Origin of the sequence: Cellulomonas sp. NPDC089187, from assembly GCF_040685135.1 — a bacterium.
GTDB lineage: Bacteria > Actinomycetota > Actinomycetes > Actinomycetales > Cellulomonadaceae > Cellulomonas.
In genome coordinates this window covers 739,551-753,262 of record NZ_JBFBHI010000002.1, presented here as the reverse complement: position 1 = coordinate 753,262, position 13,712 = coordinate 739,551, and the positions used below count along the sequence as shown (strand labels likewise).

Sequence of the window (13,712 nt, the reverse complement as noted above, 5' to 3'; positions counted from 1 at the left end):
GCTTGTACGATAGTGCCACGACTCCGGCGGGAATGTCGAGACACGGTCGAACATGTGTTTGATTCGGCGTGTCGCGACCCCTACGCTCGGGGCACTGGGAACACCCGATCACGAGGCACTGACATCCCCGCCGACGGGCCCGCTCATCAGGGCGGATCCGGGGGAAGGACAGGCCCGCGGGGCATACGGACGGGAGAGGCGCATGGCACCGAAGGCGACCGAGGACGAGGCCGAGATCGGCCTCGGCGACGGCCTGACCCCGCGGCAGCGGCTGGTGCTGGAGACGGTGCGCGCCTCCGTCGAGTCCCGTGGCTATCCGCCGAGCATGCGGGAGATCGGCGACGCGGTGGGGCTGACCAGCCCGTCCAGCGTGAAGCACCAGCTCACCGCGTTGGAGCGCAAGGGCTACCTGCGCCGCGACCCCAACCGGCCCCGGGCGATTGAGGTCGTGCAGCCCGACGACTCCCGCCCGGTGAGTGCGCGGCCGGGCACCGTCACCGCGATGGTGGGCGACGAGGACTCCGCCGCCCGTGACGGCGCACCCGCAGCGGCCTACGTGCCCGTGGTCGGCCGGATCGCCGCTGGTGGCCCGATCCTGGCCGAACAGCTCGTGGAGGACGTGTTCCCACTCCCCCGTCAGCTGGTCGGCGAGGGTGAGCTGTTCCTGCTCAAGGTCGTCGGCGACTCGATGGTCGACGCGGCGATCTGCGACGGCGACTGGGTAGTGGTCCGTCGCCAGCCGGTGGCGGAGAACGGAGAGATCGTCGCCGCGATGCTGGACGGGGAGGCCACCGTCAAGACCCTCAAGCGCGCCGACGGCCACGTCTGGCTGCTGCCGCAGAACCCCGCCTACTCACCCATCGACGGCGACCACGCGCAGATCGTCGGACGGGTGGTCTCGGTGCTGCGCAGCCTCTGACCCCACCGCATCACGAAGGCCCCCGGCGTCGTGATCGCCGGGGGCCTTCGTGTCGAGTCCGTCAGATCCCGAACCGCCGGGCCACCGCGCGCAGCGACTCGGCCGAGCGCCGCAGACCAGCCAACTCATCGGCGCTCATCGGCACCTCCAACCGCTCACCCACACCCTCGCGTCCCACCACCGTCGGCACCGACAGACAGACATCGCTGATGCCGTGGTAGTTCTCCAGCAGCGAGGACACGGGCAGGATGCGGTGCTCGTCCTTGAGGATCGCCTCGATGATCCGCGACCCGGCCAGCGCCACCGCGTAGTTCGTCGCGCCCTTGCCCTCGATGATCCGGTAGGCCGACTCGACCACCTCACGGGCGATGGACTCCCGCACCTGACCGGTCAGCGGCACGTGGCCGTCCAACCCGTTCCAGTCCAGGATCGGGACGCCACCGATGGTGGCGGAGGACCACAGCGGCAGCTCGGTGTCGCCGTGCTCCCCGGCGATGTACGCGTGCACGTTCTGCACTGCGACCCCGGTGTGCTGCGCGATCAGGTAACGCAGCCGGGAGGAGTCCAGCACGGTGCCCGACCCGAACAGCTGCGTGGGCGGCAGGCCGGAGTACTTCAGCGCGGCATAGGTCACGATGTCCACCGGGTTGGTGACCATCACGTAGATCGCGTTCGGGGCGACCTCCACCACCGACGGCAGGATCTTCTTCACCAGCGAGATCGTCGCCTCGGCCAGGTCGATCCGGGTCTGGCCCGGCTTCTGCTTGGCCCCGGCGGTCACCATCACCACGTCGGCCTCGGCGCAGACCGCGATGTCATCCGATCCGACAACCTCGGCCATCGGCATGAACTGGATGCCGTGCCCGAGGTCCAGCGCCTCGGCCTCGACCTTCGCCCTGTTGATGTCGTAGAGCGCCACCGAGCGGGCGGCTCCGCGCATCAGGGCGGCGTAGGCCAGCGTTGACCCCACCGCCCCGGCGCCGATCACGGCCAGCTTGGTGGTGCGGCGGGTGCCGGCGGTGGCGCTGGTCAGGCCGAGCTCGTCGCCGTCGTCAGTCTGCTCGCTCACGGAGTCCTCCTCGCAGGGGTCGGCGCAGGTGAATGCCCTGGCCCGGGGACGAGGCTAGACGACCGCAGACACCGCCGCCGCCGGGCTCGGGTGCGTCCGGTCACGATGTCGGTGCGGTCAACCGGCGCAGTGCCCCCTCGGCCACCGCACGGTCGGTGGTCCGCCAGAACGGCGGCAGAGAGCGGGTGAGGAACTCCCCGTAGCGCGCGGTCGCCAATCGGGGATCGAGCACCGCCACCACACCGCGGTCCCCTGTCGACCGGATCAATCGGCCCGCACCCTGAGCCAGCAGCAGCGCAGCATGGGTGGCAGAGACCGACATGAAGCCGTTTCCACCCGAGGCCACCACCGCCTCCGCCCGGGCGGACTTCACCGGGTCGTCCGGCCGAGGGAACGGGATCCGATCGATCAGCACCAGGCTGTTCGACCGGCCAGGCACGTCCACGCCCTGCCACAGCGACAGGGTCCCGAACAGGCAGGTGGGCTCATCCTCGGCGAACTGCCGCACCAGGGTGGGCAGCTGATCGTCGCCCTGGACCAGGATCGGCACGTCCAGACGTTCCCTCATCGCCTCGGCGGCGGCGACAGCAGCGCGGCGGGAGGAGAACAGACCGAGCGTGCGACCCCCAGCAGCGCCGATCAGCGCGGCGATCTCCTCCAGCTGCGCGTCGGTGGCGGGCTCCCGGCCAGGTGCAGGCAAACGCTTGGCGATGTAGAGGATGCCCTGCTTCGGGTAGTCGAAGGGGCTGCCCACATCGATGCCGTGCCAGGGCAGCTTGACCGCGGTGCTGCGCGGGGCGGCGTCGTCCCGTGCGGACTCGCGCCCGAGTGGCAGCCCGTCGGCGAGCGCGGTGGCCGAGGCCGTCGCAGTGGCCGCTGCGGCCTCACTGGACCCGGCCAGTCCCACCGCCCGCGCGGTCGCGTCAAACTGCCCGCCCAGGCTCAGCGTGGCGGAGGTGAACACTGACGCGCGATCCGCGAGCAGATGGGTGCGGATCAGACCGTTGACTGCCAACGGGGCGGCGTACAGCCGGGTCGAGCCGTCGCCCCGGGGGCCGTCCTGGCGGGAGCACCAGAGCACCGTGTAGCGCTGCTCCTCCGGCTCGGCCGCCATCCGCTCGGCCACCTCAAAGAGCGCGAGCACCGCCGAGGACGCCAACTTCAGACCGGTGTCCTCCGATTCGCCCTTCTGCGGGCGCAGTTCGGTCAGCAGTGAGCGGGCGGCGTCACGGACCATGGCCACCGCCTGGCGGGTGCCCTCGGGCAGTCCGCCGACAAACCGGCCCTCCGGCAGCCCGATCAGCACGGTGCCCAGCGCGGTCGCGGCCTGGTCCAACTCGGTGGTGAGCACACCGCCGTGCCGTCGAGCCGCCCGACCGGCCTGCTCGACGGTGGCCACGGACAGTTCGGCGGTGGCCTGCGCGGTCACCCGGTCGGCGAGTTCATGGGCCTCGTCGACCACCAACACCTGATGTTCCGGCAGCACATTCGGCGAGCCGCCAGCGGCGATCCCGAGCATGGCGTGGTTGGTCACGACCACGTCGGCCGCCCGGCTGACCGCACGCGCCCGATCCGGGAAGCACTCCTCCAGCAGCGGGCACTTCTGACCCAGACACTCCAGGGCGGTCACCGACACCTGACGCCAGGCGCGGTCGCTGACACCAGGTACCAGATCATCGCGGTCACCGGTGTCGGTCTCCTGCGCCCACTCGCGCAGCCGGACCACCTGTGCGCCCAGTACCTCTTTGCCGTCGTCCTCCGCCACGGGGTGCTCGACTGCGGCCGACTCGTCGGCCATCGCGAACAGCGTGCCCTGGTCGTCTTGGGGGTAGCCCCCAGCGATCTTGTGCACGCAGACGTAGTTGTGCCAGCCCTTGAGCAGCGCGATCTTGGGTGCACGGGGCAGGCGAGGTGCCAGGGTCTCGGCCACCAACGGCAGGTCACGGGTCATCACCTGGCGTTGCAGGGCGAGGGTCGCGGTGGAGACCACCACGCGCTCCTCCGCGGTGACGGCGTGCCGGACCGCAGGGACCAGATAGCCCAGGGACTTCCCGGTGCCGGTGCCGGCCTGCACCATCAGGTGCTCGCCGGCCTCCACAGCCTGGGCGACCTCGCGGGCCATCCGACGCTGACCCTCACGGGGCGCACCGCCCAGCGCCCCCACCGCGAGGTCGAGCAGCTCATCGACATCGGGGGTGGGATCGGGCACCGAGCAAGGGTAGGCGACGGCGGGGACACGGCCGCACAGGCGCGGTCCGGAGCGAGACCCGACCGCGCATGGGCGACGGAGCCGCGCCGAGTCCAGCCTCCCAACGCGTCAGGCCCGCGCCGGGTCCAGCCCTCGACGCGTCAGGCCCACGCCGGGTCCAGCCCCCAACGCGTCAGGCCCGCGCCCGACTCAGACCGAGCGCACGTCCACCGCGGACAGCTCCGCTGCCAAGCCGGCGTCAACCCGACCGCGCAGCGCGGTGCCCTCCGCGGTGTGTTCCTCGGCGTCGATGTCACCGTGCTCATGCGCCCGGTGCACCAGGTCACCACGGTCATAGGGCACCAGCACGTCCACCGGCACCCCCGGACGGGGCAGCTGGTCGGCGATCAGCGCCTGCAACGCCTCAATGCCCTCACCGGTGTGCGCGGAGACGACGATCGCGCCGTGCTCGCGGGACCGCAGTCGGGCGACCGCCTCCGGCTCGGCCAGGTCCGCCTTGTTCAGCACGATGATCTCCGGCACGTCCATCGCACCGGGGATCGTGCCGAAGACCTCCCGCACGGCGGCGATCTGGCCCTCCGGGTCCGGGTGCGAGGCGTCAACCACATGCAGCACCAGATCGGAGTCAGCGACCTCTTCCAGGGTGGAGCGGAAGGCCTCGACCAGCTGGTGCGGCAGATTCCGGACGAAGCCCACGGTGTCGGCCAGGGTGTACACCCGGCCGTCTGCGGCCCGGGCGCGGCGCACCGTCGGGTCCAGGGTGGCGAACAGCGCGTTCTCCACCAGCACTCCGGCGTCGGTCAGGCGGTTCAGCAGCGAGGACTTGCCCGCGTTGGTGTACCCGGCGATGGCCACCGAGGGGATGGCGTTCTTGCGGCGAGAGGCGCGCTTGGTCCGGCGGGCCGGTTCCATCGCGGCGATCTCCCGGCGCAGCTTGGCCATCCGATTGCGGATGCGCCGCCGATCCAGCTCGATCTTGGTCTCACCGGGTCCGCGCGAGCCCATGCCCGCCCCGGCTCCGCCGACCTGTCCACCGGCCTGCCGAGACATCGACTCACCCCAGCCGCGCAGACGCGGCAGCAGGTACTCCAGCTGGGCCAACTCGACCTGGGCCTTGCCCTCCCGGGACTTGGCGTGCTGGGCGAAGATGTCCAGGATCAGCGCGGTCCGGTCAATGACCTTCACCCGGACCACATCCTCCAACGCGCGGCGCTGCGAGGGGGCGAGCTCACCGTCGACCACCACGGTGTCGGCCCCGGCGGCGGCGACCAGCTCCGCCAGTTCGGCGGCCTTGCCGGAGCCCAGGTAGGTGCTGGGGTCGGGGTTCTGTCGGCGCTGGATCACCCCGTCCAACACCTCGGAGCCCGCGGTCTCGGCCAGCGCCGCCAACTCACGCAGCGACACCTCGGCGATCTCCGCCGGTCCGTAGGTCCACAGGCCGACCAGCACCACCTTCTCCAGGCGCAGCTGCCGGTACTCGACCTCGGTGACGTCCTCCAGCTCGGTGGACAGGCCGGCGACCCGGCGCAGCGAGGTCCGCTCGGCCAGGTCCAGTTGCTCGCCGTCGTGGCTGGTGTGGACGGTGCCGCCCTCGTGCAGCGCGGTCCCGGCCCGTGCCAGCACCCGGGCGACCACGTCGTCCGCCACCCGCTGGGCGTCACGCGCCTGCTGCTGGGGGTCTGCGGTCGTCGTCTCATCCTCGGGTTCGCGTCCGGTCACGGGGGTCCTCTCGGGTTGTGCCGTGCGGCAGGGCTGTGCCGCGGGAATCCAGCGTGACACGGGGCGGTGACGGGGCGCGAGCGGATTCGCGCAGGGCGCAGGTCACGAGGCCTCGGCATCAGGGTTGCCACAAGGGGCGACTGGGCGGCAACGGGGCGCACTAGGGTCGTCCCCGTGTCCGATCACTACTTCACCGCCGAGCCGGCCTCCGACGACCAGCGCCGTCAGCGCACCGTGACGCTGCGCGGCCAGGAGGTCGCGGTGCAGACCGCGGGCGGGGTGTTCTCCCCGGATCATCTGGACGGCGGCACCGAGGTGCTGTTGCGGGCGGTGCCGGAGCCGCCGGTGGAGGGCGATCTGTTGGACCTGGGCTGCGGGTGGGGGCCGATCGCGCTGTGCCTGGCTGCCGCCAGTCCGCTGGCCCGGGTGTGGGCGGTGGACGTCAATGAGCGGGCGCTCGACCTGACCCGGCGGAACGCGGAACTGAACGGCGCGCAGCAGGTGCAGGCGGTCCGGCCCGAGGACGTGCCGGAGGACGTACGGTTCGCGGCGATCTGGTCCAACCCACCGATCCGGGTGGGCAAGGAGGCGCTGCACGCGATGCTGCGGCAGTGGCTGCATCGGCTGCTTCCCGGCGGCCAGGCGCACCTGGTGGTGGCCAAGAACCTGGGCTCGGACTCCCTGCTGCGCTGGCTGGATCAGGAGCTGGGCGGGGAGTTCACCGCAGAGCGGATCGCCACCGCCAAGGGTTTCCGGGTGCTGCGGGTGACGCGGTCGGCCTGAACACGGCCGCTTGACCGCTCAGTCCGCGAGCGCCGAGACGGTGGCGCGCGCCTGGGCCAGACTCGGCACCCCGGCGAGCCGGGCCAGCGGTGCCCCGTCCGGGTCGAGCACGATCACCAACGGTGTGCTGGAAACCGCGAAGCGCCCGGCCAGGTCAGCGTGATCGGCGACGTCGACCTCCACATGGGCCACGCCGGTGCTGGTGTCGACCACACGCTCCAGCACCCGCCGCGCAGCCCGACAGGGTGCGCAGAATCCGGTGGAGAACTGCAGGAATGTGAGCCGTCGCCCCAGGGGCGCGCCGATGTCCTCCGGGGTCAACGGGTCAGTTCCAGCCATGTCAGCGCAACGACGGGTCCCCGGTGCAGTGTTCCCGTGTCGGGGGGTCAGATCGCCGTCAAGGCCTCGGTGTCTACCGACAACTCCGCGACCAGCACGGCGGGGCCCGCCAACTCCACCCGACCGCCGGGGAGTGCGGTCACCCGGACGGTGCCGCCCGGGACGTCCACCAACCAGACGGTCGGCGACTGCGGCCCCGCCCAGGTCCGGACCGCCAGGGCTGCGGCGCAGGCCCCGGTGCCACAGGAGCGGGTCTCCCCCACCCCGCGCTCGTGCACCCGCATCCGCAGCCGACCGATCGTGGTGCCATCGGTCTGGGTCTGCTCACCCAGCGGCACCACCAACTCCACATTGGTCCCGTGCGGGGGCACCGGCTGGACATCCGGAGCACCGGTCAGGTCGACAGCGGCGAGCTCGGTTTCATCCGCCAGGGCCAGCACAGTGTGCGGGTTGCCGAGGTCGACGCTCAACGCCGGACGGGGCACGGCCAGGCCTGCCACCGTCACCTCGGCGTCGCCGCCCCGAGCCACCGCCGTGTCCCCGCCGGGCAGGTGCCACTGCCCCATGTCGACGGCGTACCACACCTGATCTCCCACCCCTGCGGCGGGCTCGACCTGTCGCACCCGGCGCACACCGGCGCGGGTGCCGAGCACCAGGTCACCGGATGCGGGGTCCCACAGGCCCAGCTCGCGGGCAAAGGCGGCGACCACGCGCACGCCGTTGCCGCACATCTCTGCGATGGAGCCGTCCGCGTTTCGGTAGTCCATGAACCAGGTCGCGGCGGGTTCGGTCGCCAGTAGCTGTCGCCCCTCCGGGAGATCCGTCGAGGCGGTCAGCCGGATCACCCCGTCGCCGCCGATCCCGGCCCGCCGGTCCGCCAGCGCCCGCACCAGCGCGGTGTCCAGCGGCGGGGTGTGCCGGCCGTCCAGCAGCACAAAGTCGTTCTGCGTGCCGTGTCCCTTGGTGACGTGCAGCGGGGCGGTCATGACCCCAGACTACGGCGCGGCGTCGGATCCTCCGTGGCCGGTCCGAGGGTGCCCGCGTCGGCGGCGGCGACCAGGGCCAGTGCCCGGTCCACCAGAGCCGGGTCGAGTGCATCCAACCAGTGCACCCGCGGGTCCCGGCCGAACCAGCCCATCTGCTTGCGCGCCAATCGGCGCGTCCCGGCCTGGACCTGAGCGCGTGCCTCCTGCTCGGTGATCTCACCCCGCAGCGCGGCCAGCACCTCGGCATAGCCCACCGCGCGGGAGGCGGTGCGTCCGATCCCGCCACCGTCCAGCAGACCGCGCACCTCCTCGACCAGCCCGGCCGCCCACATCCGGTCCACCCGCAGCGCGATCCGCCGGTCCAACTCGGCGCGGTCGCAGTCCAAGCCGATCTGCACCGCGGGGCGGTGGTAGTCGTGTCCGGGCAGGTTGGCCGAGTACGGGCGACCGGTGAGGGCGATCACCTCCAGCGCGCGCACGATCCGGCGGGTGTTGCGCGGGCCGATGGACGACGCCGCCGCCGGGTCGGCAGCCAGCAGCTCCGTGTACAGGGCACGGGTGCCCTCACGCTCGGCGCGCTCCTCCAGTGCGGCGCGGACCTCGGGGTCGGTGCCGGGGAACTCGATTCGGTCAAGCAGGGCCCGCAGGTACAGCCCGGAACCGCCGACCACGATCGGCCGGTGCCCGCGGGCCTCGATGGCGGCGATGTCCGCCCGGGCGGTCTCCTGGTAGGCGGCGACGCTGGCGTCCTGGTCCGGGTCGAGCACGTCGAGCTGGTGGTGCACGATGCCCCGGCGTTCGGCCACCGAGAGCTTCGCGGTGCCGATGTCCATCCCCCGGTAGAACTGCAGGGCGTCGGCGTTGACGACTTCCCCGGACAGGTGTTCCGCGAGCGCCAGGGCCAGGTCGGATTTGCCGGTGGCGGTGGGACCGACGACGGCGACGATCAGGCTCATGCCGCTGCCTCGATCTGCCAGCGGGCGACCAGGTGCTGCGCGCCGCCGGGGACACCGGACCAGAGCAGGTCCGCCTCCGCCTCAGGCAGCGCACCCGCGCCCGCGCCCGCGCCCGCGAGCAGGGACAACAGGACGCGCCAGGGCCGTCCGGCGGTGATCGCCAACCGGTCGCAGTCCGCCACGCTGAGCCCCTGGAAGGCGGTGGCCACGGCCCGGGGACCCTCAGCCACTGCGGCGAGCAGTGCCGCATCCGCGTCACGCGCGGCCGGGTCATCCGGCAGGGGCGCGTCGGGGCCATGTCGGGCGGACAGCGATCCGACGACGAGCACCAGCTCGGGCGACGATGGCACCTCGGGCGACGCAGGCAGCACGGCTGCGATCCGCCCCTGGTCGCGGCTGGTCTCCAGCACAGTGGCGGAGCGGTCCGGATCGTGTCCGGCCAACCGCAGCAGGTGCAGTGCGGTCGCCGCTGCCACGCCAGCCCGAGCGGCACCAGCCCGGACCACAGCAGACCGGGCAGCACCAGGCACCGCCACGCCGTCACCGGGCGAGCCGTCACCGATACCCGCAGCCGCCAGCCCGTCCCCGAACGGACCGGTCAACACCCGATCCTGCCCACCCGGGGCGATCACCAACACCGAACCAGCCGCCTGCGCGCCGAGCCCACCCGACGTCGCCGACACGTCCGGTGCTCCCGACACCGCCAACGCCGTGAGCACCGCGTCCCGGGCCGCGCCCAGTGGGTCGGCGAGCGCGCCACCGACCCCGGGCACCAGCAGGGCGGAGTCGGGCAGCAGCAGGACGGTGGGCACCCGCAGACGGTACCGACTCAGCTGACGATCTCCCGAGCCAGCTGCTCGGCGCGAGCGGTCTGGCCGGAGTTGCGCAGGGCCTGGATCAGCAGGTCAGCCACCTCGGTCCACGGCTCTCGCTGGCGTGCCTGCGCAAAGCCCTCCATCGCGGACTCCAGATTCCATACCGCCTCGTCCACCCGGCCGAGCTGGTCGAACAGCCGACCGGCGAGCCAGAAGGCGTGTGCCGCGTCGGCGACCGCGCCCTGCCCGCCGTAGGCCTCCGCCGCGGACTGGGCGGTGCGCGCCGCGAGCTCCACCTGCTCGGTCTCACCAGACTCCGCGAGCAGCCGGGCGGCGGTGTCCTCCAGATCGGCGGTGGCGCGACGACGGGTGGCCTGCTCTCGCGCAGCCAATGTCTCGTCCCGGCCCTCCGTCGTGGCCTCGTCGGTGCTACGCAGGGCGGCCAGGCAGCGGTCGATCTCCGCCAGCACCTCCCCGGTGTCCCTCAACTGGGCCGCCGTCGGTGCCCAGGCGACCAACACCTGGACCACCAGCTCCGGCGCGAGACCACCGGCACGCAGGCGTGGGACCGCCGACCGGTACCCGGCGTCAGCACCGTCCTGGTCGTCGAAGAGCTGCGCGATCCGGGCGTACTCCGCGTGCGCGAATCCGGCATCGATCAGCCGACCGTCCTGATCGGCGGCGGCAGCGGTATCGACCCAGGCCTGTGCGGCGCGTCGGGCCTCCCCGGCCCGCAGGAGCCGATCGGTCCAGGAGGCGACATCCTCATCCGGGCGCTGCGCCAGCGGATCGTCCTCGGCCGCCGGGCTGGTTGCTGCACCGGTTGGGGCTGCCGGGTCGGCCGAACCTGAAGGCATGGCCGAGCCGGACCCGGGCGTCGCAGCGGTGGCGGAACCCCGGGGCAGCACATCCAGGTCGAGGGTCACGGCGGCTGGCTCGGTTGACCAGGCGGCGCGCACCAGGTCGCTCTGGTAGCTGCTGCCATTGCGCGCGTCGAATGCCGCGGCGAGACGGTCGGCCTTGGCGCGCAGCCAGTCGTCCAGGGCCGCGACGGTCGGGCGGTCGCCGAGCTCAGGCACGGCGGTGATCCGCAGAGCGCGATCGGCGTGCTCGGCGCGCAGAATGTGCGTCGCCGCACCGACCAGCCGGGCAAAGCTCAGCTCGTCGTAGGGCGTATCGGCCTTGGCCAACAGGTGCTGCTCGGACTCCAACGCCCGCAGCGCCCGCCCTGGCTGACCACCGCGGGCCAGCAACCGAATCCGCTGCCCTCGAGCGGAGGACATGTCACCCTCCGCATCGGCCAGCGCGGCGACCGCCTGGCGGTGGGCACGCACGGCATCCACGGCACGACCGAGCTCCAGGTAGCCGTCCGCCAGATCCGCGAGCATGTCGGCGGGCTCGCTGGCGCAGCGCGGGCGGCTGGGCAGGGTTTGCTCGATCAGCCGGACGGACTCCTCCACCCGACCGGTGGCCAGCAGGTACGCGGCACGATCGCCCGGGTCGCAGGCCTCGCACTGGGAAAAGTCGTCCCGGGGAGTGGCCACCCACTGCGCGAACAACTGCTCGGTCTCCGGCGCACCGCGACGGCGCGCCCAGGAGAATCGCTCGGCAGCCACCGCATCCATGCCGTTGCCGGCCAGTGCGTAGCGGCGCTCCATGTCATCCAGCGTGCGCTCGATCTGCTCGGCGGGAACTCCGGGGAAGTCCGCCAGGCCAGAAACCATCCATTTGAAGGACCAGAACAGCGAATGCTGGTCGTCGGAGTCGAAGGTCTCGGGTCGCTGATCCCACCACCGCAGCAGCTGAGCGAAGGGCACGTACCCCCGCTCCGGTTCACCGCCCCACTGGTAGGCGTCGATCAGCGTGAACAGTGCGAAGGCCTTGGCCTCATCGGGTCCCTCGGCCTCGACGAGCTTGACCTGCTCCTCAGCGGCCTGGGTGTGCGCGAGCCCGTAGGGCATCCGCCGTACCCGACTGATCTCCTGGTTCGCTTCCTGCAGCGTGCGGGTCATCGGGGGTCCTCCTCGGAGTCGTCCTGCGGTGCGGGGGTACCGGCGAGTCCGGCGCGCAGCAGCGCCGCCATCGAGCCGGTCATGAGTGCGGACTCCCGAGCCCGCAGCGGTTCTCCGGCCAGCAACAGGGCGGAGACGTACAGCGACTGCAGTCCGGCCTCGAAGACCTCCCCGGGCGGGGCGGCCAGCAGGTCACGAACCAGCGGGGCGGAGTCGTTGAGCACCAGTTGACGGGCTGCCACCGGCTTCGCGAAGCCGGCGAGTACATCTCCCCACAGGTCGTCGGCCTGCTCCTGGACGCGGCGCAGCTCGCGCTGGTGGTCGCCGTCCCGGTCGTGCAGCAGGACGGCGGGCAGCTCGGCAGGCTCGAAGGTACGCAACACCAGTTCGCAGTCCTGGTCGGCCAACACCGTGTTGCCCGCCGCCACTGCGTCCAACGTGGCCAACTCCCGCTCGGGTGACACCGGGGTCAACACCTGGGCGATGTCACCGGTGGCCAGTGGGCGGACCGTGCCGGGACGGCGGTGGGCGAGGCGTCCGAGCAGGTCCGCGTCGTAGACATATCCGGCGTTGACCACGGCCATCTGCTGGGCGCGGGCCACCGGGGCGATCCGCTTGTACTCCTCCAGCGTCGGGGCGTAGATCACCGTGCCGTGCTGGGCGGCGACCTCGTCCAGAGTGAGTGTCCCGTCCGTGGTCTCGTACGGCAGGATCCGCGCAGCCAGGTCGAGCATGGTGTCATCGGACAGCGCCAGGGATCGCACGGCCAGGTGGTGGGTCCGCACGAACTCGGTTGCCACACCGGAGTCGGACTCCAGGGTGGTCAGCAACCAGTCCCGGATGGTCTGGGCCAGCGCCTCCTGCGTCACCAGCAGCACCTCATCGCTGTACAGCTGCTCACGGGAGGCGGTGGGCCGCAGCCCGGAGGCGTCGATCACGCACCGGACGAAGAACGCCCACTCCGGCAGCAGCCCCTCGACCCGGGTGCCGAGCAGCATCCGCTTGAGATACACCCGGTGCGTGCCGCCACCGCCCGGCGGCACCGCGGACGGCAGCACATAGGCCACACCGCTCACCCCGGCCAGCGGCACCTCCAGGTCGATGGCGGCCAGTGGGGTGAAGCCCAGCGCCCGTTCGCAGTAGCGGGTCAACGCCACGCTGCGGTGCGCGGCGGAGGGGTGCTCCACCTGCCAGGGGAGCTCCGGCTCGGTGATGCGCCGCCAGACCCGAGTGTCCGAGCCGTCGTCCAGCGGTACCTCCACCGCGAGGTCGACCGGCAGCAGGGAACCGAATTCCTCGGCCAGGCCGACCACCGTGTCGACCTCCAACCAGTGCTCGGCGTCCCGGCGAGGGCGCAGCAGCACTGTGGACCCCTCCGGCACCTGCGCGCTCGCCTCCGGGTCGAGCTCGGTCAGCTCGTAGGAGCCGTCGGCATGCCCGATCCAGCACACCGCGAGTGCCTGCGGGTCCCGTGCGGACCGCGAGGTCAACTCGATCCGGTCCGCGACCATGAAGGCAGACAGCAGGCCAATGCCGAACTGACCCAGGTACTCCTCGCGGGCCATCCCCAGATCGGCGTCCCGCTTGGAGGAGCGTCCGACCGTGGCCAGCAGCTCGGCGGCCTCGGCCGCGGTGAGTCCGACACCGGAGTCGGTGACGGACAACCCGCCGTCGGGCAGGGTGCGGATCCGTACCGTGGCCGGGCACTGTGGGTCGAGGCTGCGGCGGGCGGTGATCGCGTCCACCCCGTTCTGCATCAGCTCGCGCAGGTAGACCCGTTCGCCGGAGTACAGGTGCCGCGCCAGCAGATCGACGACGCCGTGCAGGTCGACCTGGAATGCCTGGGGGTCGGTCATGGGGTCCTTCCGGGACATGGGCCGGGGCCGCGACGGCTCCGCGTCGCGA

General features: G+C 72.0%; 11 protein-coding genes. 2 read left to right on the top strand and 9 right to left on the bottom strand.

The window, feature by feature from the left end; all coding sequences use genetic code 11:
- Nucleotides 1-202 precede the first annotated feature (202 nt).
- Nucleotides 203-919 carry a transcriptional repressor LexA gene (gene lexA, locus AB0N78_RS07840; RefSeq protein ID WP_363387979.1) on the top strand — a complete coding sequence of 239 codons (717 nt, stop codon included), beginning with the start codon at nucleotides 203-205 and terminating at the stop codon, nucleotides 917-919.
- Nucleotides 920-980: 61 nt separating this feature from the next.
- On the opposite strand, the gene AB0N78_RS07835 is transcribed toward lexA, so the two are convergent.
- The 3 genes from AB0N78_RS07835 to hflX form a co-directional block, all read right to left on the bottom strand.
- Nucleotides 981-1,988, bottom strand: a complete 1,008-nt coding sequence (locus AB0N78_RS07835; protein ID WP_363387976.1) for an L-lactate dehydrogenase — start codon at nucleotides 1,986-1,988, stop codon at nucleotides 981-983.
- 100 nt (nucleotides 1,989-2,088) lie between these two features.
- Entirely contained in the window at nucleotides 2,089-4,197 is a 2,109-nt protein-coding gene (locus AB0N78_RS07830) for an ATP-dependent DNA helicase (RefSeq protein WP_363387973.1), read from the bottom strand.
- Between the two features lie 189 nt (nucleotides 4,198-4,386).
- Complete coding sequence (gene hflX / locus AB0N78_RS07825) at nucleotides 4,387-5,844, bottom strand: GTPase HflX (RefSeq protein WP_363388263.1); 1,458 nt, start codon at nucleotides 5,842-5,844, stop codon at nucleotides 4,387-4,389.
- 246 nt (nucleotides 5,845-6,090) lie between these two features.
- Here hflX and AB0N78_RS07820 point away from each other — a divergent pair, with 246 nt between their 5' ends.
- Complete coding sequence (locus AB0N78_RS07820) at nucleotides 6,091-6,699, top strand: methyltransferase (protein WP_363387970.1); 609 nt, start codon at nucleotides 6,091-6,093, stop codon at nucleotides 6,697-6,699.
- Between the two features lie 18 nt (nucleotides 6,700-6,717).
- Here the strand turns inward: AB0N78_RS07820 and AB0N78_RS07815 are convergent, their stop codons facing one another.
- From AB0N78_RS07815 to AB0N78_RS07790, 6 genes are read right to left on the bottom strand one after another with little or no spacing between them, the layout of a single operon-like run.
- Nucleotides 6,718-7,038: a thioredoxin family protein gene (locus AB0N78_RS07815; RefSeq protein WP_363387967.1), complete on the bottom strand. Its 321-nt coding sequence runs from the start codon at nucleotides 7,036-7,038 to the stop codon at nucleotides 6,718-6,720.
- A gap of 47 nt (nucleotides 7,039-7,085) precedes the next feature.
- Nucleotides 7,086-8,024: a diaminopimelate epimerase gene (dapF, locus tag AB0N78_RS07810; protein WP_363387964.1), complete on the bottom strand. Its 939-nt coding sequence runs from the start codon at nucleotides 8,022-8,024 to the stop codon at nucleotides 7,086-7,088.
- Nucleotides 8,021-8,980: a tRNA (adenosine(37)-N6)-dimethylallyltransferase MiaA gene (miaA, locus tag AB0N78_RS07805; protein WP_363387961.1), complete on the bottom strand. Its 960-nt coding sequence runs from the start codon at nucleotides 8,978-8,980 to the stop codon at nucleotides 8,021-8,023. The genes dapF and miaA overlap by 4 nt, the downstream gene beginning before the upstream one ends.
- Nucleotides 8,977-9,792 carry a hypothetical protein gene (locus tag AB0N78_RS07800; protein ID WP_363387958.1) on the bottom strand — a complete coding sequence of 272 codons (816 nt, stop codon included), beginning with the start codon at nucleotides 9,790-9,792 and terminating at the stop codon, nucleotides 8,977-8,979. The genes miaA and AB0N78_RS07800 overlap by 4 nt, the downstream gene beginning before the upstream one ends.
- Nucleotides 9,793-9,809: 17 nt before the next feature.
- On the bottom strand, nucleotides 9,810-11,807 hold the full coding sequence (locus AB0N78_RS07795; RefSeq protein WP_363387955.1) for a hypothetical protein: 1,998 nt from the start codon (nucleotides 11,805-11,807) through the stop codon (nucleotides 9,810-9,812).
- A complete protein-coding gene (locus AB0N78_RS07790; protein WP_363387953.1) occupies nucleotides 11,804-13,663 on the bottom strand; it encodes an HSP90 family protein in 1,860 nt (619 codons plus the stop codon). The genes AB0N78_RS07795 and AB0N78_RS07790 overlap by 4 nt, the downstream gene beginning before the upstream one ends.
- Nucleotides 13,664-13,712 lie beyond the last annotated feature (49 nt).

Coding starts and splice junctions, on each gene's coding strand:
- lexA (WP_363387979.1), top strand. CDS start 203: ATGGCACCGAAGGCGACCGAGGACGAGGCCGAGATCGGCCTCGGCGAC.
- AB0N78_RS07815 (WP_363387967.1), bottom strand. CDS start 7,038: ATGGCTGGAACTGACCCGTTGACCCCGGAGGACATCGGCGCGCCCCTG.
- dapF (WP_363387964.1), bottom strand. CDS start 8,024: ATGACCGCCCCGCTGCACGTCACCAAGGGACACGGCACGCAGAACGAC.
- miaA (WP_363387961.1), bottom strand. CDS start 8,980: ATGAGCCTGATCGTCGCCGTCGTCGGTCCCACCGCCACCGGCAAATCC.
- AB0N78_RS07795 (WP_363387955.1), bottom strand. CDS start 11,807: ATGACCCGCACGCTGCAGGAAGCGAACCAGGAGATCAGTCGGGTACGG.
- AB0N78_RS07790 (WP_363387953.1), bottom strand. CDS start 13,663: ATGACCGACCCCCAGGCATTCCAGGTCGACCTGCACGGCGTCGTCGAT.